Consider the following 23,461-nt stretch of genomic DNA (forward strand, 5'->3'; position numbering starts at 1 on the left):
CGCGAGCGCCGCGCTCCGGCTTGACCCGCCCGTGGGGGCCTTCCATATGCCGGCCATGAGCCTCATCCAGAACGAGCGCACCAAGCTGACGGCCAATGCCCTCGACCGGGCGTCCACCGCGTGCCTCACCGTGGGTGCGCTGGGGCCGGCGGTGGCCTCGCTCTATGGGCTCGGCGGCATCGGCGCGGCGGGGCCGTCCCATGGCGTGCTCATCGCCCTCGGCAGCGTCTTTTGGCTGGCGGCCGCGGGTGTGCTACATTTCATGGCAAGAAGCGTGCTTGGACGACTGATATGACCGGCCTCTGGCTGTACGCGTATGTGGTGATGCCGCTCGTCGTGATCGCGATGGGCTATGCCGCCGTGCGCCTGACCGAGCCCAAGCACCCGCCCCACGCCGGGCCTGCGGAATAACGCCGCTTCATCCGCTGTCCATCGCCTGCAATTGCCGTCGCTTGCAACCGCCGTCGCTTTGAACCGCCGTCGTCCTCCGGCTCGACCGGAGGATCCATGGCGCCGTTTGCTCGTCCTTCCCCGCCTTGGCTCAGGCGGGGGGATGGGCCCTCCGGTCGAGCCGGAGGGTGACGGTGGTGAAAGAGGCGAGGGCGGCCCGAGGAGGGCGACGGCCTCACCCCTCGTAATGGTCCTTCACCAGCTGGTCGAGCAGGCGCACGCCCCAGCCCGAGCCCCAGCTCTTGTTGATGTCGCTCGCCGGCGAGGACATGGCCGTGCCGGCGACGTCCAGATGCGCCCACGGGGTCTTGTCCACGAAGCGGGCGAGGAACTGGGCGGCGGTGATGGAGCCGGCGTGGCGGCCGCCGGTGTTCTTCATGTCGGCGAACTTGGAATCGATCATCTTGTCGTATTCCGGGCCGAGCGGCATGCGCCACACCCGCTCGCCGGTCTCCTGGCCGGCCTTGGAGAGGCGCTCGGACAGCTCGTCGTCGTTGGAGAACAGGCCGGCATATTCCGCGCCCAGCGCCACCAGGATCGCGCCGGTGAGGGTGGCGAGGTCGATCATGAACTTGGGCTTGAAGCGCTCCTTGGCGTACCAGAGCACGTCGCACAGCACGAGCCGGCCCTCGGCGTCGGTGTTGATGATCTCGATGGTCTGGCCGGACAGCGAGGTGACGATGTCGCCGGGGCGCTGGGCGGCGCCGTCGGGCATGTTCTCCACGAGGCCGATGAGGCCCACCGCGTTCACCTTCGCCTTGCGGGCGGCGAGCGCATACATGAGGCCGGTGACGCAGGCGGCGCCGCCCATGTCGCCCTTCATGTCCTCCATCCCGGCGGCGGGCTTGATGGAGATGCCGCCGGTGTCGAAGGTGACGCCCTTGCCGATGAAGGCGACGGGGGCCTCGCCCTCGGGGCCGCCATTCCAGCGCATCACCACGACACGGCTTTCCTTGATGGAGCCCTGGCCGACGCCGAGCAGCGCCTTCATGCCGGCTTCCGCGAGGGCGTCGTCATCCAGCACCTCGATCTCGACACCGACGGCGGAGAGATGCTCCTCGGCGCGACGGGCGAATTCCGGCGGGTCGAGCACGTTGGCGGGCTCGTTCACGAGGTCGCGGGCGAACAGCACGCCGTCGCCCACCGCCTGCCGGGCGGCATAGGCGCGCTTCGTGCCGGCCTCGTCGGAAACGAGGAGGGTCACGGCGCGGGCGGCCGTCGCTTCCGCATCGTCCTTCTTCTTGGTCTTGTAGCGGTCGAAGCTGTAGCTGCGCAGCGAGATGCCCAGCGCCACCTCGGCGGCGGCGTCGGCGGAAATCTTGGTGCCGGGCAGCTCCAGCACCACGCTCGCCTCGCGGGCGGAGGCGGGCAGCTTGCCGGCGATGAGGCCGCCGAGCTTCAGGAAGTCCTTGGGCTTCAGGTCCGCCGCCTTGCCCACCGAGAGCACGATAAGGCGCGGCGCCTCGATGCCGGCGGGGGCCAGCAGGTCCAGCGCGCTCCAGGCCTTGCCCTTGAACTTCTCCGCGTCGAACGCGCGGGTCAGCGCCTTGTCCGCCCCCTTCACCAGCTTCTGCGCCTGCGCGCCGAAGGCGAGGCTGTCGTCGGTGAGCACCACGAGCACGCCCTTGGGCGCGCCGGTGAGCCGGGCGAACGAGACGGTGACGGGATCGGACATCAGGCGCTCCAGAAGCAGCAAAGGGGGCAGAATGGATTCAAAAGATGCGTCGCCCTTGTCTAGCCCGGCCGGCGGACAGGGGAAACCGCCAATGGCGTGGCGCCTTAGCGCGCCTTGCCGCCGCGCCCGAGCTTTCGGGGCTGGAGCTTAGATAGGTGCCGGGGCGCGGTTGTGAACCGTTCTGCCAAAAGAAAAGGGGGCGCCAGGCGCCCCCATTCCTCATCTTCCCGAAAGGAAAGCCTCACTCGGCGGCTTCGCCACCGGCGGCCGCTGCGGCCTTGTCGGCCTTCTCCTTGGCGCGCTCCTGGGCCTTCTGGCCGGGCTCGGCCTTCTTCGGGTTGTTCTTGGCTTCGCGCTTCAGCAGGCCGGCGGCGTCGAGGAAGCGGGCCACGCGGTCGGTGGGCTGGGCGCCCTTTTCGAGCCAGGCCTTCGCCTTCTCGGTGTCGAGCACCACGCGGGTCTCGGAATCCTTCGCCAGCAGCGGGTTGAAGGTGCCGATCTTCTCGATGAAGCGGCCATCGCGCGGGGCGCGGGCGTCGGCGACGACGATGCGGTAGTAGGGACGCTTCTTGGCGCCGCCGCGGGCGAGACGGATCTTGAGGGACATGGTCTTCTTCCTTTTTAAATCAGTGTCTTGCGTTTGGTATTCGGGTTGATTGCTGTTGCCGGCGCCCGGGCAGGCAGGGGGCGTTGGCTTTACTTCTTCTTGCCGGGGCCTCCCACTCCAGGAAAGCCCTTGGGCAGGCCGGGAAGGCCGCCGGGGAATTTGGATGGCAGGCCGCCGCCGGGCAGGCCGGGGAAGTTCGGAGGCAGGCCGCCGCCAGCGCCGCCGGGCATGCCGCCCTTGCCCATCTTCTCCGCCATCTCCTGCAGCATCTCGGGCGAGGGGCCGCCGCCGCCGAAGCCCATCATGCCGGCGAGGCCGGCGAGCGGGCCGCGCTTGCCGGCGGCGCCGCCGAGCGACTTCATCACGTCGGCCATCTGGCGGTGCATCTTCAGGAGGCGGTTGATCTCCTCCACCTTGGTGCCGGAGCCGGCGGCGATGCGGCGCTTGCGCGAGGCGTCGAGCAGCTTGGGGGCGCGGCGCTCCTTGGGGGTCATCGAGTTGATGATGGCCACCTGCCGCTTGAACACCTTGTCGTCGAGATTGGCGCTGGCGATCTGGTTCTTCACCTTGGCGACGCCGGGCATGAGGCCCATGAGCCCGCCGAGGCCGCCCATCTTGGCCATCTGCTCCAGCTGGCCGCGCAGGTCGTCAAGGTCGAAGGTGCCCTTGCGCATGCGCTCGGCGGTGATCTTCGCCTTCTCGATGTCGATATTCTCGGCGGCCCGCTCCACCAGGGCGACCACGTCGCCCATGCCGAGGATGCGGCCGGCCACGCGGTGGGGATCGAAATCCTCCAGCGCGTCCATCTTCTCGCCGGTGCCCAGCAGCTTGATGGGCTTGCCGGTGACGGCGCGCATGGAGAGCGCGGCGCCGCCGCGGCCATCGCCATCCGCACGCGTCAGCACGATGCCGGTGAGGCCGACGCGGCCGTCGAAGGCTTTCGCGGTGTTCACCGCGTCCTGGCCGGTGAGGCTGTCGGCGACCAGCAGCACTTCGTGCGGCTTGGTGAGGGCCTTCACCTCGGCCACCTCGGCCATCAGCCCCTCATCGAGGGTGACGCGGCCGGCGGTGTCGAGCATCACCACGTCGTAGCCGCCGAGCTTGGCCGCCTCGATGGCGCGCTTGGCGATCTGCACGGCGGACTGGCCGGCGACGATGGGAAGGGTCGCGACCTCCACCTGCTTGCCCAGCGTGGCCAGCTGCTCCATGGCCGCCGGACGGCGGGTGTCGAGCGAGGCCATCAGCACCTTGCGCTTGCCGCGTTCGGTGAGGCGCTTGGCGATCTTGGCGGTGGAGGTGGTCTTGCCCGAGCCCTGCAGGCCGACCATCAGGATCGGCACCGGGGCGGGGGCGTTCAGGTCGATGGGGTCGGCGTCGGAGCCGAGAGTCGCCACGAGCTCGTCGTGGACGATCTTCACCACCATCTGGCCGGGGGTGACGGACTTGATGACCTCCACGCCCACGGCGCGCTGGCGCACCCGGTCGGTGAAGGAGCGCACCACGTCCAGCGCCACGTCCGCCTCGATCAGCGCGCGGCGCACCTCGCGCATGGCCTCGCCGACGTCGGCCTCGGTGAGGGCGCCGCGCCGCTTCAGCTTGTCGAGTATGCCGCCGAGGCGGTCGGAAAGGTTGTCGAACATGGGCACCCATGCGTTGAGGGTTCACACCGGACCGCTATGATCTCCCGCGCCGCGCAGGACGAGATGACGCCGCATCAAGCCAACGCAAAGCACGCCCGAGGGCGCATCGCGCTGTCGGGCGGGGGCCTCCGGGCTCTCGGCCCGGTCGGCGGGATCGGCATGGCCGTCCGTGTGAAGCTGGGGCTGTTAGCAGGTTTGGGGGCGAGAGGCAAATTTCCCGGCGGAAAGCCCATCGCGCACGGGCATCCTGCGCTGGCGCCTTCGCTGCGGCAAGTTTCGCCTTGCAGGCGAAGTTTGCGCGGAACGCCACTACTAGGCGTCATCGGAAGAGCGCATGTTTCCATTGGCGCATCACGCGCGGGTCCGCCGGCCACCGGCGGGGAGGAAACCATGCCCCAGACTTCGACTGCCCCCGAAGCAAGCCAGATCGTTCCCTTTCCCGCCGATTTCCGTGTCCAGGAGATCGCGACCAACGGCACCACCCTCCATGTCCGCACCGGCGGGCAGGGGCCGGCGGTGCTGCTCATCCACGGCTATGGCGAGACCGGCGACATGTGGGGCGCGCTCGCCGCAGCGCTGGCGCCGACGCACACGGTGGTAGTGCCGGACCTGCGCGGCATGGGCCTCTCGGCCAAGCCGCCCGGCGGCTACGACAAGAAGACCCAGGGCGCCGACATGGCGGGCCTGCTCGATGCCCTCGGCATCGACAAGGTTGCGCTCGTCACCCACGACATCGGCAACATGGTGGGCTTCGCCTTCGCCGCGCTCCATCGTGACCGAGTGACGAAGTTCGCGCTCATCGACGCGCCGCTGCCGGGCGTCGGGCCATGGGAGGAGATTCTCAAGAACCCGCTGCTCTGGCATTTCCGCTTCGGTGGGCCGGACATGGAGCGCCTCGTTGCCGGGCGCGAGCGCATCTATCTCGATCGCTTCTGGAACGAATTCTCCGCCGATCCGAGCCATTTCTCCGAGGCCGCGCGCGCCCATTACGCCGCGCTCTATGCGCAGCCCGGCGCCATGCATGCGGGCTTCGCCCAGTTCGCGGCCTTCGACCAGGACGCCGTCGACAACGCGGAATTCCTCAAGGCGGGCAAGCTCGCCATGCCGGTGCTGGCGCTGGGCGGCGAGCATTCGTTCGGCCTGACCATGGCCGAGGTGATGCGTTTCGCCGCCACCGACGTGACGGGCGACGTGGTGCCCGGCAGTGGCCACTGGATCATGGAAGAGAATCCCGCCGCCACCATCGCGTTGGTGACGGACTTTCTGGACGGGAAGTAGAAGCCCGCTCAGGCCCCGTCTCCCCCCTGCTCGGCGGTCGTGCTAAATCACGGCCGTCACAGGAGGTCAGCCCATGTCCGAGAACAACCAGCTCACGCGCTTTTTCGGCGGTTCGCCGGCCTGGGTGCTGGTGCGGCTCGTGCTGCTCTCGGTGGTGGTGGGCGTGATTCTGGCCGCCCTCGGGCTCGATCCGATGAACATATTCACCAGCCTTCAGCGCCTGCTGCGCAACCTGTTCAGCTTCAGCTTCGAGGCGGTGGAGCGCATGTGGCGCTATTTCCTGCTGGGCGCCGTCATCGTCATCCCGCTCTGGCTGCTGATGCGGGTGTTCGGCCGGCGCTGAGGCCGTGTCGCTCGCGGCTGTTTCCGGGGGCGTGACGCACCGGCGCGTGCTGGCCATCGCGCTGCCCATGACGCTGGCGCACCTCACCACGCCCTTGCTGGGCGTGGTGGATGCGGCGGTGGTGGGCCGGCTCGGCAGCGCTGCCCTGCTGGGCGGCGTGGCGCTGGCCTCCGTCATCTTCGACATGCTGTTCTGGGTGTTCGGCTTCCTGCGCATGGGCACGGTGGGCCTCGCCGCGCAGGCGGTGGGGCGGCGCGATGCGGTGGAGGAACGGGCGGTGCTGGCGCGCGGCCTGCTGGTGGCCGGAGCGCTCGGCCTCCTCATCGTGCTGCTGCGCACGCCCATCGAGAGCGCGGCCCTGTCGCTGGCCGGGGCGAGCGCGGAGGTGAACGCGGCGGTGCGCGACTATTACGCCATCCGCATCTTCGCCGCGCCCTTCACGCTCGCGAACTATGTGGTGCTGGGCTGGCTGGTGGGCCTCGGCCGCACCGGGCGGGCGCTCGCCCTTCAGCTGGGCATCAATGTCCTCAACATGGGCCTGTCGGCCGCCCTCGTACTCGGTGCCGGATGGGGCGTTCCCGGCTCGGCGGCCGGCACGCTGGTCGCCGAGATCGCCGGCGCGGTGGCGGGCGTCGCGGTGTGCGCCGGCCTGCTGGGCGGGCGGCTCGGGGTGGCGCGGGCGGTGCTCATCGACAAGGCGCGCCTCATCGAGACGGTCATGCTCAATCGCGACATCATGATCCGCACCGCGGCTCTGATGTTCGCCTTTTCCTTCTTCGCCGCGCAGGGCGCGCGGGCGGGGGACGTGACGCTGGCCGCCAACGCCGTCCTCCAGAACATGGTGATGGTGGCCGCCTATTTCCTCGACGGCTTCGCCACCGCCGCCGAGCAGATCTGCGGCTCCGCCGTGGGCGCGCGGCGCCGGGCGGATTTCTCCGCCGGCGTGCGGCTTTGCCTCGTCTGGGGCTTCGCCTTCGCGGTGCTGGCGGGGGCGGTCTACCTCGTCACCGGCCCGGCCATCGTGGACGCCATGAGCACCAGCCCCGAGGTGCGGGCCGAGGCGCGGGTCTTTCTGCTCTACGCCGCCCTGCTGCCGGTGGCGGGGGTGACGGCCTATGCCTTCGATGGCGTGTATATCGGCGCGCTCTGGTCGCGCGACATGCGCAACCTGATGCTGGCCTCCCTCGTCGTCTATCTCGGCGTGTTCCTGGCGCTGCGGCCCCTCGGCAATCACGGCCTGTGGCTCGCGATGCTCGCCTTCCTGCTCGCACGCGGCGGCTTGCAGGCCCTGCGCCTGCCCGCCCTGGTGCGGCGGACCTTCGGCTGAGGCCAAGCCCACGCGGCGCTAGAGCACGCGCCGATCTGATTGCGTCGCAATCAGATCGGATCACGCGTTCTCTTTCTTGAGTTTAGAGGGCGATTCACCGATCAAGTTGATTCAACTTGATCGGATCGCGCTCTAGAGCGTCACCCGCTTGGCATCGGTCGAAGACCGAGGCCGACGGTATCAATCCAGATCGGGAAAGACGTGCGCCCCGCCTGCGCCGAGGGGCAGGTCGCGCACCCAGCGCACGGCTGTGAGCGGCAGCGGCGCATAAAGGTGCGGGAAGAGGGCACCGCCGCGCGAGGGCTCCCACTTCAGCGCCGCGCCGAGCGCCGCGACCTCCACCGCCACCAGCTTCAGGTCGGCCTGCCCGGCGAAGTGCTTCGCCGCCGTCTCGCGGGCCTGCGCGGCGGTGGAGAAATGGATGTAGCCGTCCGCAACATCCACCGGCGCGCCGGTGAACACGCGCGCGTGCTCGGCGGCGGCCCAGAGCGCGGCGGGGGCGATCTTGTAGATGAGCGGGGCGGCGGTCACGGGCGATGCTCCTCGGGCGTCCTTGGGGTGGGTCGGCGCCGCACATAGGCCGGGACGAACGAAAGGGCAACTGCGTTCGCCTTATGGTTGCATGCGGACTGAAGTCCGCATATTATACTTGACGTACCCAGGCAGACGGTTCTATAAGAACGGTCAAGGAGATACGTCATGTCCGCCCTGTCCGACCGCCACTTTCACGATGAGGCCGCCGCCTACCGCTTCGTAGAAGCGCATGTTTGGGCAAACGGCCCGGTGTGCCCTCACTGCGGCAACGTGGATGCGGCGAAGATCGGCAAGCTCAAGGGCGACAGCACCCGTCTCGGCGTTCACAAGTGCTACGCCTGCCGCAAACCCTTCACCGTAAAAATCGGCACCATCTTCGAAAGCAGCCACGTCAAGTTGCACCTCTGGCTGCAAGCCATCTTCCTTGTGGCCTCTTCGAAGAAGGGCATTTCCGCCAACCAGCTTCACCGGACCCTTGGCGTCACCCTCAAGACCGCGTGGTTCATGGGGCATCGTATCCGCGAGGCCATGCGCGACGGCTCGCTTGGTCCGCTGGGTGGAGAAGGCCAGATTGTCGAGGCTGATGAAACCTATTTCGGCAAGACCGAGAACCAGCCCAAGATGACCACCAGCGGGCGCCCCTTCACCAAGAGCGGCAAGTCTGGCCCTTCCGGTAAGCGCGCCGTCCTTGGGCTTGTGGAGCGGGGCGGAAAGGTCCGCACTTTCCACGTCGCTCAGGCGAACAAGGAGAATGTTGCAGCGCTCGTGTCGCAGAACGTGGCTCGCGAAAGCCGCCTGTTCACTGACGAGAGCCGCCTTTACGGCGAAGTGGGCAAGCTCTTCGCCGACCACCAGACCACCAAGCATTCAGCTGGTGAGTACGTCAGGGAAGGCGGCATCCACTCCAACACCATCGAAAGCTATTTCTCGGTGTTCAAGCGTGGCATGCGCGGCACTTACCAGCACTGCGCTGAAAAGCACCTGCACCGCTATCTTGCGGAGTTCGATTTCCGGCATAATCGCCGTGTCGCGTTGGGCGTGAACGACACCGCCCGCGCTGATGGCATCCTCTCCGGTGTGGTCGGCAAGCGCCTCACCTATCAAACGGCTCGTGCAAGGTGAGAAACCATATGGCGTCTGGCGACCCTCAAAATACAAGCCGAAAGCCCAGCGGGAAAAAGGCCAAAAAGCTTAGTCAGGAAGAACAGTCCCGGCGGTTCATAAATACCGCCCGGGAGCTTGAGGTTGATGAAAGTGGTGCATCTTTCGATAAGGCTGTGAAGGCGGTTCTACCAACTACGAAAGCAGAGCCAGACGGCGCATGAATGCCGCACATGAGTCGAGAATCGTTTTGGCCTCTTCTTCGGTATAGGTTTGCTTAGGGTGCATCGTCTCGGTCCGCCAAGCCTGGTTAACATTCGTAAGCAGTAGGTGTACCTCTCGCCACTCCCGTTGCTCTGCTCCTTTAGGAAGATCGTCTATCTTTCTGCCGATATTTCCCAAAATTACGCCCCAAGTGATAGGCTCCCCGTGCTTATTTTGCACAGGGGGCGCGGCGTTGCGCAGGGCGCCCGGTCCGCATCCGGATTCGCCGTCGAGCAAAGACCGTCGAGGCAAAGGCACGTCGAGGCAAGGAACGTCTTTCCCATGCTGACCCACGGTAAGATATGGCGTGCCGTCGACCAACTCGCCGAGCAGCACGGGCTCTCCACCTCCGGCCTCGCGCGGCGGGCGGGGCTCGATCCCACCACCTTCAACCGCTCCAAGCGCATCACCATTGACGGCCGCCCGCGCTGGCCCTCCACCGAGAGCATCGCCAAGGCGCTCGCCGCCACCGGCACCAGCCCGGAGCAGTTCTTCTCGCTGCTGGACGCCTCCGAGCGGCCGGCCCATGGCGGCGGCTTTGCCGAAGATGCGCCCGTCCCGGCGCCGCGCCCGCTCAACGCCATTCCGCAGATCGGTTTCGCCCAGGCCGGCTCCGGCGGCTTCTTCGACGATGCCGGCTTCCCGGTGGGCGCCGGCTGGGACGAGGTCGTCTTTCCCGATGTCCACGACGCCCACGCCTATGCGCTGGAGATCGCCGGCGATTCCATGGAGCCGGTCTATCGCGACGGCGACGTGGTGGTGGTCTCCCCCGCCTCCGAGCCGCGCCGCGGCGACCGGGTGGTGCTGAAGACCAGGGAGGGCGAGGTGCTGGCCAAGGAGCTTGTGCGCAAGACCGCCCGCCACATCGAGCTGCGCTCCCTCAACCCCGCCCACGAGGACCGGCAGATACCGCTCGATCAGGTGGACTGGATCGCGCGGATCGTGTGGGCGAGCCAGTAGGGACACAAAGCGGCTCGACGAGAGACATCGCTGTCGCCCTCCGGCTCGACCGGAGCACCCATCCCGACGTTTGTCCCGGCGGCGGAATGGGCCCTCCGGTCGAGCCGGAGGGCGACGGCCCACATCTGAGCGCGCCGCCCCCTCACCCCAAGAGCGCCTCCAGCGTCTCCAGCCGGTCCGCCTCGCCCGGCGGCTTGTCCCATCTGAGGCGCGCAATGCGGGGGAAGCGCATGGCGATGCCGGAGCGGTGGCGGGTGGAGCGGGCGAGGCCCTCGAAGGCCACTTCCAGCACCAGCCCTTCCTCCTTCTCGTGCACCACCTCGCGCACCGGGCCGAACCGGTTGATGGTGGCGCGCCGCACGAAGGCGTCGATCTGCTTCAATTCCTCGTCGGTGAAGCCGAAATAGGCCTTGCCCACCGGCACCAGCACATCCTCGCCCTCGTCGCCGATGGTCCATACGCCGAAGGTGTAGTCCGAGTAGAAGGACGAGCGCTTGCCGTGCCCGCGCTGGGCATACATGAGCACCGCATCCACCGTGTGCGGATCGCGCTTCCACTTCCACCATGGCCCCTTGGGGCGGCCCGGCAGATAGGGGCTGTCCGCCCGCTTGATCATCACCCCTTCCACCGCCCCGGCATCCGCCCCCGCGCCGGCCGAGGCGGGGTCGCGGCGGGCGGCGGTCAGTTCCTCCCAGGTCGAGAAGGGCACCATGGGCGAGAGGTCGATGCGCGGGGTGTGGAGGCGGGCGACGAGCGCCTCCAGCCGGGCGCGGCGGGCGGCGAAGGGCTCTCCGCGCAAATCGTCCGTGCCGTCCACGAGCAAATCGTAGGCGCGGATGTGGGCGGGGAATTCCGCCAGCATCTTCACCGTCACCGTTTTGCGGTTCAGCCGCTGCTGCAGCACGTTGAAGGGCTCCACCTTGCCGTCGCGGACGATGAGCAGTTCGCCGTCCATGGCGCCATCGAAGGCGATGGCCTCCGCCATATCCGGAAAGGCGCCGGAGATGTCTTCCCCGGTGCGCGAATAGAGCCGCACCACCCGTGCGCCGTCCGGTCCCGTGCCCGCCACGGCTTGCACGCGGATGCCGTCCCACTTCCATTCGGCCCGGAAATCGGCGGGGGCGAGAGCGGTGAAATCCGTCTCCTCGATGGCGTGGGCCAGCATCACCGGGCGGAACGGGGCGGGGTTGGACGTCTCCGGCCGCGGCCCGCGCCCCTCCACCCAGGCGAACAGCTCTTCATAAGGTGGCTCAAGGCCGGGCCAGACCAGCTCCACCTCGTCCGGCGTGATATCTCCGAGGCTCGCCACGGCGGTCTTGGCGAGGCGCGCGGAGGCGCCCACGCGCATGGCGCCGGTGATGAGCTTCAGGAGCGCCCAGCGGCCGGTCTCGTCGAGGCCGTCCAGCCAGTCGGCGAGATGCCGGGGCAGGGACACCTTTGAGAAGGTGGAGAGGCCGTGGACGATCTCGGACAAGAGCGGCGCGTGGGGCCGCGCGCCCTCCGGCCGGGGCCACATGAGGGCGACGGTTTCCGAGAGGTCGCCCACATAATCGTAGGACATCTCGAACAGCACCGGGTCGGCCCGCTCGGCGATCAGCGCGCGCACCACGCCGGGCTTGGCATTGGCGAACGACAGCGCCCCCGTGAGCGCCGCCAGCGCGAGCCCGCGCTCCGGGTCCGGCGTGGAGCGGAAATAGTCCGCCATGAGCCGGATCTTGGCATTGCGCCCGGCCTCGTAGGACATGCGATCGAGTAAAGCGGCGAAGCGGTTCATGGCTGCTTGCCTTGCCTAAACGCGACCGACGCTCCCTGACGCACCATTCCCTCCGCCGTCATGGCCCGGCTTGTCCGGGCCATCCACGCCTCCCTCGGCGGGGTGCCGGGCTTCGCGGCAGCCCTCTCGCGGCGCGGTGGATCCCCCGGACAAGCCGGGGGATGACGGCTGGAGAAAGCGCGGTGCATGGCGCGCGTGCGAGAGTGCGCCGGCCCCTGCGATCGCAGCGCCATCCCCTCCGCCGTCATGGCCCGGCTTGTCCGGGCCATCCACGCCTGCGTCGGCGGGGTGCCGGGCTTCGCGGCAGCCCTCTCGCGGCGCGGTGGATCCCCCGGACAAGCCGGGGGATGACAGCTGGAGAGATCGCGGTGCATGGCGCGCGTGCGAGAGTGCGCCGGCGCCTGCGATCGCAGCGCCACCCCCTCCGCCGTCATGGCCCGGCTTGTCCGGGCCATCCACGCCTCCATCGGTGGGGTGCCGGGCTTCGCGGCAGCCCTCTCGCGGCGCGGTGGATCCCCCGGACAAGCCGGGGGATGACGGCTGGAGAAAGCGCGGTCAGGGCCGGGCAATGTCATCGTACAGATCCAGCCAGTGCGGATTTTCACGCTCGATGAGGTTCATCTTCCACTCGCGCGGCCATTTCTTCAGCCGTTTCTCGCGTGTGATGGCGGCGTAGGCTGTGTCATGCAGTTCGAAATAGACCAGCCTCTTGACGCCATAAGTTTTGGTGAAGCCTTTTGCGTCTTCGCCGCGGTGCTCGAAAGCCCTGCGCACAAGATCGTTCGTCATCCCGATGTAGAGCGTTCCATTGGGTTCGCTGGCGAGGATGTAGACGAAGAAGGCGGCGCTCATCCACCCGCCTCCTTCTCCCCCTCCGCCGCCACCGCGGGCTCCTCATCCTCCTCTCCGTAGCCGACCATGTGGAGGGGCCGGGCGCGGAGCTGGCGGGTGTGGGCCCAGTGGACGAGGGCGTCCTCAGCGCCGTGGGTCACCCACACTTCCTCGCAGCCGGTGGCGCGGATGGAGGCGGTGAGGCCGTCCCAATCGGCGTGATCGGAAACCACCAGCGGCAGTTCCACGCCGCGCTGGCGGGCGCGGGCGCGCACGCGCATCCAGCCGGAGGCGAGCGAGGTGATGGGATCGGCGAAGCGGCGCGCCCAGATGTCCGTCATGGAGGAGGGCGGGGCGATGACGATGGCCCCGGCGAAGGCCGACTTCGGCGCGCCCTTCACCGGCAGGATCTCGCCGAACTCCATGCCGCAGCTCTGATAATAATCGGTGATGTTGACGAGCGCCCCGTGCACGTAGATGGGCGCGTCATGCCCCGCTTGGCGGATCAGCGCCATCATCCGCTGCGCCTTGCCGAGGGAATAGGCGCCGACGATGTGGGTGCGCTCGGGGAAGATGCGCACCGAGGCGAGCAGCTTGTCCACCTCGCCCGCCGCCGGGGGATGGCGGAACACCGGCAGGCCGAAGGTCGCCTCGCTGACGAAGACGTGGCAGCTTATGGGCTCGAACGGCGCGCAGGTGGGGTCGGCGGCGTCCTTGTAGTCGCCGGAGACGACGATCACGAGCCCGTCCTTTTCAAGGCGCACCTGCGCCGAGCCGAGCACGTGGCCGGCGGGATGGAGGCTCACCTTCACGCCGTTGATGGCGATCGCCTCGCCATAGGCCAGCGCCTGCGTCCCGCCCGCGAAGTCCGCGCCCATGCGCAGGGCCATGATGTCCAGCGTCTCGCGGGTGGCGAGCACATGGGCGTGGCCGGCGCGGGCATGGTCCGAATGGCCGTGGGTGATCACCGCCCGCGGCACGGCGCGCGTCGGGTCCACGTAGAAGTCGCCGATGGGGCTGTAGAGGCCCTTGGGCGAGGGGCAGAGGAGGTCTTCCGGGCGCATCACTTTATCGGGCGGGTTTCCCATTATATGGGGAGCGTTGCGCACCTGCGCGAGGTTCCCACAAACGCGAGATCGAGCGTGTCCGCTGCTGCCTTCGATACCTCCGGCGATCCCGTCCTCGACCGGCGGCTCGACTGGGCGCGCGCTTTCCTTGGCGAGCGGGATTTTGCCGCCGCCGCCGAGCTTCTGGCCGAGACGGTAGAGGCCGCGCCCGGTTTCGCCGCCGCCTGGTTCCTGCTGGGCGAGGCGCGGGAAGGGCAGGGGGAAGGGGACGCCGCGCGGGAGGCCTATGGCCGGGCGTTGGCGCTCGATCCCGCCGACCGGCTCGGCGCGGGGCTCAGGCGGGCGCGGCTCGGGGATGGGACGGAAGGCGCGGAAGGAGCCATGTCGGCGGCCTATGTGCGCACCCTGTTCGACCAATATGCCGATCGCTTCGACACGGCGCTGCGCGAGAAACTCGCCTATCGCGGCCCCGAACTGCTGCTGGAAGCGGTGCGCGCCGCATGCACCGCGCAGGGCCGGGAGCTGCGCTTCGGCGCGGCGCTGGATCTCGGCTGCGGCACCGGCCTCGCCGGTGTGCTCTTCGCGCCGCTCGCGGAGCGGCTGGATGGGGTGGACCTCTCCCCCGCCATGCTGGAGAAGGCGCGCGCGCTCGGCCTCTACGCCGCGCTTGAAGCCGGCGAGATGGGCGCGGCGCTTCAGGCGGTGCCGGCCGGCAGCCTCGATCTCGTCATCGCCGCTGACGCGCTCTGCTATGTGGGCGACCTTGGCCCCATCTTCCACGCCGCCCGCGCCGCGCTGGCGCCGGACGGGCTCCTCGCCTTCACGCTGGAGACGCATGAGGGCGAGGGCGTGCTGCTGCGCGAGACGCTGCGCTATGCCCACGCGCAAGTGTATGTCCGCGCGCTGGCGGGGGAGGCAGGGCTTGCCCTCCTGCTGCTGGAGCAGGCCTCCACCCGCTCCGAGAAAGGTGCGCCGGTGCCGGGGCTCGTGGGGGTGGCATGCCGCGGATGATCCCCCGCGGCATGCCCGTCACAATCTGAGGTTCGATCCGCTGAGCGAGGTGACGCCGGTGAGCGCGATCGAAAGATCGGCGATCCGGTCGCCATTGGTGTCGCCCTGCAGCTGGCCGTTGGCCAATCTGAGCTCACCGGCTGTGCCGGAGAATTCGGCGGCGCCGACATAGACGAACGCATCGTTCGCGCTGCCGCCCACGCTGTTGGCGTCGATGGCGGTCAAGTCGATGACGTCGCCCGCGGCCGCGGAGAAGTCGCCGATGGTGTCGAAGGACGAGGCGCCGGAATCGCTGGTGGCCTTGTAGACGAACGTGTCTGCGCCGGCGTCCCCGAACAGCGTGTCCGCGCCGCCGAGACCGGTGATGGTGTCGTTGCCCGTGTCGCCTCGGATGACATTGGCGAGGCCGTTGCCCGTGCCGGACAGCCCGGCCCCCACCAGCGTGAGGTTTTCCACGTCCGCACCCAGCGTGTAGCTGGAGAGATAGGACGTGACCGTATCGGTGCCGCCGCCGAAATACTCCGTCACCACATCCCCGGCGGCATTGACGACATAGGCGTCGTCGCCGGAACCGCCGATCATGGTGTCGTCGCCGGCGCCGCCGTCCAGCGTGTCGTTGCCCGCAAGGCCGTAGAGGGTGTCGTTGCCGGCGCCGCCCCTCAGGATGTCATTGCGGGTGCCGCCCTTGAGGGTGTTGACGAGGCCGTTGCCGTTGCCGGTGAAATCGCCGGAGCCGGTGTAGGTCAGGTTCTCCAGCTCCGCCGCAAGGCTGTAGGTGGAAAGCGACGTCTTCACCGTGTCCGTGCCGCCCCCGGCGTATTCGATGATCGAGCCGCCGACATAATCGATGATGTAGGTGTCGTTGCCCGAGCCGCCGATCCGCACGTCGTTGCCCGAACCGCTGTCGATGATGTCGTCGCCGGCGAGGCCGTAGATGGTGTCGTCGCCCGCACCACTGGACAGGACATCATTCGCGGCGCCCCCCTTCAGCATATTGTCGAGGGCGTTGCCGGTGCCGGTGAAGCTGCCCGTGCCGGTGTAGGTGAGGTTCTCCACCTCGGCGTCCAGCGTGAAGGCCGACAGGCTCGTGCGCACGGAGTCGGTTCCGCCGCCGGCATATTCGACGGTGGTGTCGCCGAGGGAATCCACGAAATAGAGGTCGTCGCCCGAGCCGCCGATCATGGCGTCGTTGCCGGCTCCTCCATCGAGGGTGTCATTGCCGGAGAGGCCGTAGAGGGTGTCGTTGCCGCTGCCGCCGTACAGGGTGTCGTTGCCCGTGCCGCCCTTGAGCACGTTGTCGGCGCCGGTGCCGGTGCCGGTGAAGGCGCCCGTCCCGGTATAGGTGAGGTTCTCCACGTAGGTGCCGAGCGTGTAGGCGCCGAGCGTCGTGCGGACGGAATCGGTTCCCCCGACCGCACTTTCCGTGACCGTGTCGCCGATGGAATCGACATAATAGAGGTCATCGCCGGCGCCACCGATCATGGCGTCGTTGCCTGCGCCACCGTCGAGCAAGTCGTTGCCGTCGAGGCCATAGAGCGTGTCGTTTCCGCCGCCGCCGTATAGGGAATCGTTCCAGTTGCCGCCGCTGATGGTGTTCGCCAGGCTGTTGCCGGTGCCGGTGAACGCTGCTCCGGTGCTGGGGAAGGCGAAGGTGTAGGTGAGGTTCTCCACCTCGGCGCCGAGGGCGAAGGAGGTCAGCGTCGTCTGGACGGTGTCGGTGCCGCCGCCACTGTATTCGGTCACGACATCGCCGGTGGCGTCCACCACATAGGTGTCGTTGCCGGATCCGCCAATCATGGTGTCGTTGCCCGAACCGCCGTCGAGCATGTCGTTGCCAGCGAGGCCGTAAAGCGTGTCGTCCCCGTCACCACCGTACAGGGCATCGTTGCCGGTGCCGGCCTTCAGCACGTTCGCGAGCTTGTTGCCGGTGCCCGTGAAATCGCCGGATCCCGTGTAGGTGAGATTTTCCACCTCCTGCCCGAGCTTGCAAGTCGCCACGGACGCCCGGACCAGGTCGATGCCGCCGCCGGAGTATTCGCCGACGCCGTCGTATGCGGAATCGACCAGGTAGACGTCGTCGCCGGTCCCACCCTCCATGCCATCGCCGCCGGTCCCGCCATCGAGCACGTCGTTGCCGGAGCCCCCATAGAGAGTGTCATTGCCCGCGCCGCCGTCGATCATGTCGCGGCCGGCCTGACCGTAGATGGTGTCATTGCCGTCACCACCCGCCAGCGTGTCGTCGCCCGTGCCGCCCGTGATCTTGTTGGAGCTGGAATTGCCCTGGCCGGTAAACGCGCCCGTGCCGGTGAACTTGAGCTGCTCGACGTTGGCGGGAAGCGCGTAGCTGGCGAGCGGGGTCAGCACGTAATCGATGCCGCTGCCGGTCTGCTCCGTCACCACGTCGCCGACATCATCTACGATGTAGGTGTCGTTGCCGTCGCCTCCGGCCATGGTGTCGCTGCCCGCGCCGCCATCGAGCCAGTCGGCGCCGCTGCCTCCGGTCAGGGTGTCGTTGCCGTCGCCGCCGAACAACTCGGCCGTCCAAACATCAGGGTCGAGGGTAAGGGTGTCGTTGCCCGCGCCGCCGGTGATCCTTCTCGTGCTCCTGGTGCCGATGCCGGTGAAATCACCGGTGCCCTCGTAAACGAGATACTCGACGTAGCGCGGCGGCGTGTAGGTGGAAAGGGACGTGCGGATGGTGTCGGTGCCCTCGACGTCGCGGCCATATTCGATCACCTGATCGCCGGCGCTGTCGACGATGAAGGTGTCGTTCCCGGTGCCGCCGTACATCGTGTCGTTGCCGATGCCGCCCACGAGGAGATCGTCGCCCTCGAGGCCGCTGAGGATGTCATCGCCACCGAGGCCGTAGATTTGGTCATTGCCGGACCCGCCGGTCAGGTCGTCGGGATCGTCGGTGCCGATAATGGGTGCCGGATCGCTCATGGCTGCTCACGCTCCGTGTTCGCGGCTCGCACCTGACGGCCGCCGGTCCATTGAGATCACGGGGCGCGCCAGACACCCGCTCCCGCCCGGCTCGAACGCACCGGGACTGGACGCGGGGACGGCAGCGCGGCCCCGGGACGATCAGGAATGGTGACGAGTCTTGTTTTCCGGCACGCATCGCGCCGTGGCCGGGAACGCAGCGATGGAAAGCCCGAACGCGGGTGAACCATCGCAGAGGGCCATGCTCGTTCCTGCTGCGAACCGTATCCTATGACCATCGCCCCTACAACCTTACGTCACGCCGCGCGCTCACGACGCCGCGCGGCGTCGCGGTGCTTCAGCGTTGCCGGGGGAGGGGTAGGCCGGCCCGGTCAGGCCACGGGCAGAGCGAAGGGCTCGCCCTCGAAGGCGTCGGCGCCGCGGCCGATGGCGTGGATGGCGGCGACCATCCGTCCCTCCCGCTTCAGCGCCGCATCGGCGAGGGAGACGATGCGCGGGTTGGGCGTCGCGGTGGGCGAGGCGTGGCGCAGGCGCTGGGCCAATTCCATCTCGTCGCGGTCCGGCAAGAGGGCGCACAGGGTGGCATAGGCGGCCGCCGTGGAGCGCGAGATGCCGGCGTAGCAATGGATCACCAGCGGCGTCTGGCGCGGCCAGGCGCGCACGAATTCGAACAGCTCAAGCATGTGCGCCTCGCCCGGCGCGACCAGTCCCTCGATCTCCTCGGCGATGTCGTTGATGCCGAGGAAGAGGTGGTTGGTGGGATCGACGTTGCTCGGCCGGGTCAGAACCGTGCCGCCGTTGATGAGGGTGATGACATGCCGCGCGCCGGTCGTTGCGACCGTATCGTGCAGCTTGGCGAGGGAGCAGACATGGATCATGGCGCAAGCTCCTCGAATCTCTTGAGGAAACGGGCTTTCGCCGTTTCCGCCTCCCAGGGGGTGAGATAATCCTTTTCCACCCCAGCGTCGAGGCGGGCGGGGCGGCCGAAGAAGGCTTTCGCCTCCTCCTCCGCGAATCCCGCCAGCCGCGTCGCCTCGAAATAGGCCGAGGCGCGGTCCGCCGCCTTGACGATCTTCAAAAGTTGATCGGGCCAGCCCACCGGCAGTGAAAAGCGCACGCAGATGGCACTGAGGAGACGCGCCTCCACGGCCTTGTAGTCGCCCCCCAGAACGGCCTTGAAGGGGGAGATCATGTCGCCGATGACGTATTCCGGCGCATCGTGCAGCAGCACGCACAGCCGCCAGCGGGCGTCGAGGTCCGGATGGGTGCGGCGGGAAATCTTCTCCACCAGCAGGGAATGCTGGGCGACGGAGAAGATGTTGGCGCCCGAGGTCTGGCCGTTCCAGCGCGCCACGCGGGCGAGGCCGTGGGCGATGTCCTCGATCTCCACGTCGAGGGGGGAGGGGTCCAGCAGGTCGAGCCGGCGGCCGGAGAGCATGCGCTGCCACGCGCGCGGCGCGGCGCCGGCGCGGCGGGAGGTCTTTGGAAGGGGTTTGGCGGGGACGGCTGGCTCGGTCACGAATCGCGTGCTCCTCGGATCGGGGAAAGGTAAGCTCCGGCCGAAACGCCACAAGCCGCCCGTCACGGGTGGCCGCGACCCTTTCCGTTCCGGGATTTCTCATGTCCGACACCCTTGAGCGCGAGACGCCGGCCCTCCCGCCGGTGGAGGTGCGCCCGACGCTCGCCGCCAGCGCCGCCGTGTTCCGCGGCCCCCTCGTGCTGCTCGCCCGCCGTGCCGCCAATCCCGGTGCCGGTCTGTGGAGCCTGCCGGGCGGGCGTGTCGAGCCGGGCGAGACGGTGGCCGAGGCGGCCGTGCGCGAGGTGATGGAAGAGGTGGGCGTGGAGGCCGAGATCATCGGCCTCGCCGCCGCCCGCGACATCATCGTCCGCAACCGCGAGGGCGAGCTGAAGGCCCATTTCGTGGTGCTCGCCCATGCCGCCCGCTGGCGTGGCGGGGAGCCCATGCCCGGCGCGGAAGCGGCGGAAGTGGGCTGGTTTCGCATCAATGAGGTCGCCGGCCTCACCACCACCGAGGGGCTCGCCGAGGTGGTAGCCAAGGCCGCGCTCCTGATGGGCGAGATCTGAGCCGCGGGTTCGCCGCCCCCTTGACCGCGGACGGCGGGCGCCGCAGGAGTGGCGGTGGAACCATGCTGATGCGCGCCCTCTCTCTCCTTCTCGCCGCCGGCCTCCTGCTGGCCGGCCCCGAATCGTCCCGCGCCGCCGGGCCGACGGAAGGCGCGGCGCCGCCCTATGATGGCGATTTGATGCGGCTCGCGGAAATCCTCGGCGCCCTGCATTACCTGCGGCCCCTGTGCGGCGTCACCGCCGAGGCGCAGCGCTGGCGCAACGAGATGCAGGCGCTGATCGACACCGAGCAGCCTTCGGAGACGCGCCGCACCAAGATCATCGCCAGCTTCAACCGCGGCTATTCCAGCTATGCGGAGGTCTACCGCAGCTGCACGCCGGCCGCGCGGATGGCGGTGGATCGCCAGCTTGACGAGGGCGGGCGCCTCACGCACGAAATCGTCGTGCGGTATGGGGGCAATTGACCGGTTCCGTGTTAACCTTTTGGTCAGAACTCGCCTGAATCGCCCTGCGTGAAGTGCTAGATATCCCGTGCGCCGTTCGGTTCTGCGGCGCGGAGGCAGCCAAACGTGTCCACCTTGACAAACCCCGTCATCGACCTGCCCGAAATCTCGGACATGGCCGCCGATGACCGTCACGCCGCTTTGACCTATCTGAACGATGCGTGGGTCGAGGCCGTGCGCGAGGGGCTGGACGAGGATTGCCTGGTGCAGGCCGCACTCTTCACCGCTTTGCGCAGCCTCGTCGCCACCTATGGCGAGGCCGCGAGTTCCGAATATGTCGCGCGCGTCGCCGAGCGGGTCGCCGCCGGCGAATACACCGTGGTCAGCCGCTCGCACTGAGCGGCGCGGCGAGCCCCCTCGCCGTTCTGTCTTCGTCGCATTCCTCCCGCCGGGCCTCTCGCGAGCGCCCGGTTTTTCTTGTGTGCCGGCCCAAAAGAAAACCGGCGCCCCGAGGGACGCCGGTTTTGCCTTTTCGGGTTCGCCACCCACGTCCCGCACTGCCGTCATTCCCCGGCTTGTCCGGGGGATCCACGGTACGGCCGGGGTGGTCTTCGCCGCTCAAACCGCTCCATCGGCCCGGTGGATGGCCCGGACGAGCCGGGCCATGACGGTGACGATGAGGGAACGCCGGAGACTTGCCGCTCAGGCGGCGTGGCGCTTGTTCTGGCGGTTGCTGAAAAGAAAACCGGCGCCCCGAGGGACGCCGGTCTGGTCCTACTGTCGCTCCCGCCGACCTTTTCACCGCCGTCATCCCCCGGCTTGTCCGGGGGATCCACGGAGCGGCTGGGCCGGATATTCGCCGCTCAAACCGCTCCATCGGCCCGGTGGATGCCCCGGACGAGCCGGGGCATGACGGTGACGATGAAGGGCGCCTGAGACGTGCCGCTCAGGCGGCGTCGCGCTTGTTCTGGCGGTTGCTGATGAGGTCTTCCACCACGCCGGGATCGGCCAGCGTCGAGGTGTCGCCGAGGCTCTCGAACTGGTCTTCCGCGATCTTGCGCAGGATGCGGCGCATGATCTTGCCCGATCGGGTCTTGGGCAGGCCCGGCGCGAACTGGATCAGGTCGGGCGAGGCGATGGGGCCGATCTCCCGGCGCACCCACGCCACCAGTTCCTTGCGCAACTCCTCGGTGGGTTCGACGCCGTCCATCAGGGTGACATAGGCATAGATGCCCTGGCCCTTGATGTCGTGCGGGAAGCCCACCACCGCCGCCTCGGACACCTTCGGATGGGCGACGAGGGCGCTTTCCACCTCCGCCGTGCCCATGCGGTGGCCGGAGACGTTGATCACGTCGTCCACGCGGCCGGTGATCCAGTAGAAGCCGTCCGCGTCGCGGCGGCAGCCGTCGCCCGTGAAGTACTTGCCGGGGTATGTGGCGAAGTAGGTCTGCTCGAAGCGCTCATGGTCGCCATAGACCGTGCGCATCTGGCCCGGCCAGCTATCGGCGATCACGAGGTTGCCCTCGCAGGCGCCGTCCAGCACCTGGCCGGCCGCATCCACCACTTCCGGCTGCACGCCGAAGAAGGGACGGGTGGCCGAGCCGGGCTTGAGCTTCGTGGCGCCGGGCAGGGGGGTGATGAGGATGCCGCCGGTCTCGGTCTGCCACCACGTATCGACGATGGGGCAGCGCTCCTCGCCGACCACGCGGTAATACCACTCCCAGGCTTCCGGATTGATGGGCTCGCCCACCGAGCCCAGCAGGCGCAGGGAGGCGCGCGAGGTCTTCTTCACCGGGTCCTCGCCCGCCTGCATCAGCGAGCGGATGGCGGTGGGGGCGGTGTAGAAGATCGACACCTGGTGCTTGTCGATCACGTCCCAGAAGCGGGACATGCTGGGATAGTTGGGGATGCCCTCGAACATCAGCGTGGTGGCGCCGTTCGCGAGCGGGCCATAGACGATGTAGGAATGGCCCGTCACCCAGCCCACGTCGGCGGTGCACCAGTAGATGTCGCCGGGGTGATAGTCGAACACGTACTGATGCGTCATGGACGCATAGACGAGATAGCCGCCGGTGGTGTGCAGCACGCCCTTCGGCTTGCCGGTGGAGCCGGAGGTATAGAGGATGAACAGCGGATCTTCCGCGTTCATGGGCTCGGCCGGGCACTCGTCCGTCACCATGGCGGCGGCTTCGTCGTAATAGACGTCGCGGCCGGGAACCATGTCCACCTTGCCGCCGGTGCGGCGCACCACGATCACGTGGTCCACGCCGCCCTCGATCTGGTTCACGGCCGCGTCCACATTGGCCTTCAGCGGCACCTTGCGGCCGCCGCGCAGGCCTTCGTCCGCGGTGATGACGACCTTCGAGCCGCAGTCGGCGATGCGCCCGCCGAGGCTGTCCGGGGAGAAGCCGCCGAACACGATGGAGTGAATGGCGCCGAGCCGCGCGCAGGCGAGCATGGCGAACGCCGCCTCGGGGATCATCGGCAGATAGATGGTGACGCGGTCGCCCTTCTCCACGCCGCGGTTGCGCAGCACGTTGGCGAGCTTGTTCACCTCGGAGGAGAGTTCGCGATAGGTGATCTTGCGGCTCTCGTCGGGGCTGTCGCCCTCCCAGATGATCGCCACCTGGTCGCCGCGGGTCTCGAGATGCCGGTCCACGCAATTGTAGGCGACGTTGGTGACGCCGTCCTCGAACCACTTGATGGAGACGTGGCCGGGATCATACGAGGTGTTCTTCACCTTCGTGTAGGGCGTGAACCAGTCGATCCGCTTGCCGTGCTCGCCCCAGAAGGCGTTCGGGTCGTTGACCGAGGCGGCATACATGGATTGATAGTGCGCGTCGTCCACATAGGCCTTCTGGGCCCACTGGGACGGAACGTCATAAACCTTGTCGGACATTTTCAAGCCTCCCTCGCGCGGACTGCTTCGTCCGCTGTCCATCGTTCACGGCGGTACCCGCCTTGGTTGGGGCGGATTATGCTGAGCGCCTCGACGCTCCACAAGGCACCGCCCAGCCAGACTTTGGGCTCATAGCCCTTGGTTGGCCCCGGGCATTGCCGGGGAATCGTGACGGGCGCTGCAACACCCTGCGCCGCGATGTCATGCACCGCGACCCTTCCGGCGGGCG

The 23,461-nt window shown here is 68.2% G+C and carries 21 protein-coding genes; 10 read left to right on the plus strand and 11 right to left on the minus strand.

The genetic code is table 11. From position 1 onward, the window contains the following. Nucleotides 1-46: 46 nt before the first annotated feature. Nucleotides 47-295 carry a hypothetical protein gene (locus J2126_RS20780; protein ID WP_245327500.1) on the plus strand — a complete coding sequence of 83 codons (249 nt, stop codon included), beginning with the start codon at nucleotides 47-49 and terminating at the stop codon, nucleotides 293-295. 330 nt (nucleotides 296-625) lie between these two features. Here J2126_RS20780 and J2126_RS20785 read toward each other — a convergent pair whose 3' ends face one another. From J2126_RS20785 to ffh, 3 genes are all read right to left on the minus strand, one after another. Continuing rightward, nucleotides 626-2,125: a leucyl aminopeptidase gene (locus J2126_RS20785; protein WP_209488732.1), complete on the minus strand. Its 1,500-nt coding sequence runs from the start codon at nucleotides 2,123-2,125 to the stop codon at nucleotides 626-628. Nucleotides 2,126-2,366: 241 nt separating this feature from the next. Further along, nucleotides 2,367-2,732 (minus strand): 30S ribosomal protein S16, encoded by a 366-nt coding sequence (gene rpsP, locus J2126_RS20790; protein WP_029557928.1) that lies wholly within the window; start codon nucleotides 2,730-2,732, stop codon nucleotides 2,367-2,369. 89 nt (nucleotides 2,733-2,821) lie between these two features. Beyond that, a complete protein-coding gene (ffh, locus tag J2126_RS20795; RefSeq protein ID WP_209488733.1) occupies nucleotides 2,822-4,372 on the minus strand; it encodes a signal recognition particle protein in 1,551 nt (516 codons plus the stop codon). Nucleotides 4,373-4,762: 390 nt separating this feature from the next. Between ffh and J2126_RS20800 the strand changes: the two genes are divergently transcribed. The 3 genes from J2126_RS20800 (at nucleotide 4,763) to J2126_RS20810 (ending at nucleotide 7,320) form a co-directional block, all read left to right on the plus strand. Continuing rightward, a complete protein-coding gene (locus J2126_RS20800) occupies nucleotides 4,763-5,650 on the plus strand; it encodes an alpha/beta fold hydrolase (RefSeq protein WP_209488734.1) in 888 nt (295 codons plus the stop codon). Nucleotides 5,651-5,723: 73 nt separating this feature from the next. After that, nucleotides 5,724-5,993, plus strand: coding sequence for a DUF6460 domain-containing protein (locus J2126_RS20805; RefSeq protein ID WP_209488735.1), 270 nt, complete (start codon nucleotides 5,724-5,726; stop codon nucleotides 5,991-5,993). A gap of 4 nt (nucleotides 5,994-5,997) precedes the next feature. Further along, nucleotides 5,998-7,320, plus strand: coding sequence for an MATE family efflux transporter (locus J2126_RS20810; protein WP_209488736.1), 1,323 nt, complete (start codon nucleotides 5,998-6,000; stop codon nucleotides 7,318-7,320). 180 nt (nucleotides 7,321-7,500) lie between these two features. Here J2126_RS20810 and J2126_RS20815 read toward each other — a convergent pair whose 3' ends face one another. Then, nucleotides 7,501-7,851: a DUF952 domain-containing protein gene (locus J2126_RS20815; protein WP_209488737.1), complete on the minus strand. Its 351-nt coding sequence runs from the start codon at nucleotides 7,849-7,851 to the stop codon at nucleotides 7,501-7,503. A 168-nt stretch (nucleotides 7,852-8,019) separates the two neighbouring features. Here J2126_RS20815 and J2126_RS20820 point away from each other — a divergent pair, with 168 nt between their 5' ends. Together J2126_RS20820 and J2126_RS20825 are read left to right on the plus strand one after the other, a co-directional pair. Further along, nucleotides 8,020-8,976: an IS1595 family transposase gene (locus J2126_RS20820; protein WP_209488738.1), complete on the plus strand. Its 957-nt coding sequence runs from the start codon at nucleotides 8,020-8,022 to the stop codon at nucleotides 8,974-8,976. A 525-nt stretch (nucleotides 8,977-9,501) separates the two neighbouring features. After that, nucleotides 9,502-10,179, plus strand: a complete 678-nt coding sequence (locus tag J2126_RS20825) for a LexA family transcriptional regulator (protein ID WP_209488739.1) — start codon at nucleotides 9,502-9,504, stop codon at nucleotides 10,177-10,179. 142 nt (nucleotides 10,180-10,321) lie between these two features. On the opposite strand, the gene J2126_RS20830 is transcribed toward J2126_RS20825, so the two are convergent. From J2126_RS20830 to J2126_RS20840, 3 genes are all read right to left on the minus strand, one after another. Then, a complete protein-coding gene (locus tag J2126_RS20830) occupies nucleotides 10,322-11,953 on the minus strand; it encodes a cisplatin damage response ATP-dependent DNA ligase (RefSeq protein ID WP_209488740.1) in 1,632 nt (543 codons plus the stop codon). Between the two features lie 555 nt (nucleotides 11,954-12,508). Beyond that, nucleotides 12,509-12,805, minus strand: coding sequence for a GIY-YIG nuclease family protein (locus J2126_RS20835; RefSeq protein WP_209488741.1), 297 nt, complete (start codon nucleotides 12,803-12,805; stop codon nucleotides 12,509-12,511). After that, nucleotides 12,802-13,848, minus strand: coding sequence for a ligase-associated DNA damage response exonuclease (locus J2126_RS20840; RefSeq protein ID WP_209488742.1), 1,047 nt, complete (start codon nucleotides 13,846-13,848; stop codon nucleotides 12,802-12,804). The genes J2126_RS20835 and J2126_RS20840 overlap by 4 nt, the downstream gene beginning before the upstream one ends. Nucleotides 13,849-13,926: 78 nt before the next feature. On the opposite strand from J2126_RS20840, the gene J2126_RS20845 reads away from it, so the two are divergent. Beyond that, nucleotides 13,927-14,862 carry a methyltransferase domain-containing protein gene (locus tag J2126_RS20845; RefSeq protein ID WP_348634357.1) on the plus strand — a complete coding sequence of 312 codons (936 nt, stop codon included), beginning with the start codon at nucleotides 13,927-13,929 and terminating at the stop codon, nucleotides 14,860-14,862. An 18-nt stretch (nucleotides 14,863-14,880) separates the two neighbouring features. On the opposite strand, the gene J2126_RS20850 is transcribed toward J2126_RS20845, so the two are convergent. The 3 genes from J2126_RS20850 to J2126_RS20860 all read right to left on the minus strand — a co-directional run bounded on the left by J2126_RS20850 (nucleotide 14,881) and on the right by J2126_RS20860 (nucleotide 19,243). Next, nucleotides 14,881-17,805: a calcium-binding protein gene (locus J2126_RS20850; protein WP_209488744.1), complete on the minus strand. Its 2,925-nt coding sequence runs from the start codon at nucleotides 17,803-17,805 to the stop codon at nucleotides 14,881-14,883. 371 nt (nucleotides 17,806-18,176) lie between these two features. Then, nucleotides 18,177-18,683, minus strand: a complete 507-nt coding sequence (locus tag J2126_RS20855) for a tyrosine phosphatase family protein (protein WP_209488745.1) — start codon at nucleotides 18,681-18,683, stop codon at nucleotides 18,177-18,179. Then, complete coding sequence (locus J2126_RS20860) at nucleotides 18,680-19,243, minus strand: HD family hydrolase (protein WP_169121510.1); 564 nt, start codon at nucleotides 19,241-19,243, stop codon at nucleotides 18,680-18,682. Before J2126_RS20860 ends, J2126_RS20855 begins: the two co-directional genes overlap by 4 nt. Before the next feature lie 182 nt (nucleotides 19,244-19,425). Between J2126_RS20860 and J2126_RS20865 the strand changes: the two genes are divergently transcribed. From J2126_RS20865 to J2126_RS20875, 3 genes are all read left to right on the plus strand, one after another. After that, entirely contained in the window at nucleotides 19,426-19,890 is a 465-nt protein-coding gene (locus tag J2126_RS20865) for an NUDIX hydrolase (protein WP_209488746.1), read from the plus strand. A gap of 62 nt (nucleotides 19,891-19,952) precedes the next feature. Next, nucleotides 19,953-20,354, plus strand: coding sequence for a TIGR02301 family protein (locus J2126_RS20870; RefSeq protein WP_209488747.1), 402 nt, complete (start codon nucleotides 19,953-19,955; stop codon nucleotides 20,352-20,354). A gap of 105 nt (nucleotides 20,355-20,459) precedes the next feature. Next, nucleotides 20,460-20,732, plus strand: a complete 273-nt coding sequence (locus J2126_RS20875; RefSeq protein WP_229645783.1) for a hypothetical protein — start codon at nucleotides 20,460-20,462, stop codon at nucleotides 20,730-20,732. A gap of 547 nt (nucleotides 20,733-21,279) precedes the next feature. Here J2126_RS20875 and acs read toward each other — a convergent pair. Further along, the gene (acs, locus tag J2126_RS20880; RefSeq protein ID WP_209488748.1) at nucleotides 21,280-23,232 is read right to left on the minus strand and encodes an acetate--CoA ligase; all 1,953 of its coding nucleotides are present in this window, start codon (nucleotides 23,230-23,232) and stop codon (nucleotides 21,280-21,282) included. Nucleotides 23,233-23,461 lie beyond the last annotated feature (229 nt).

Source organism: Xanthobacter flavus (genome assembly GCF_017875275.1).
GTDB classification, from domain to species: domain Bacteria; phylum Pseudomonadota; class Alphaproteobacteria; order Rhizobiales; family Xanthobacteraceae; genus Xanthobacter; species Xanthobacter flavus_A.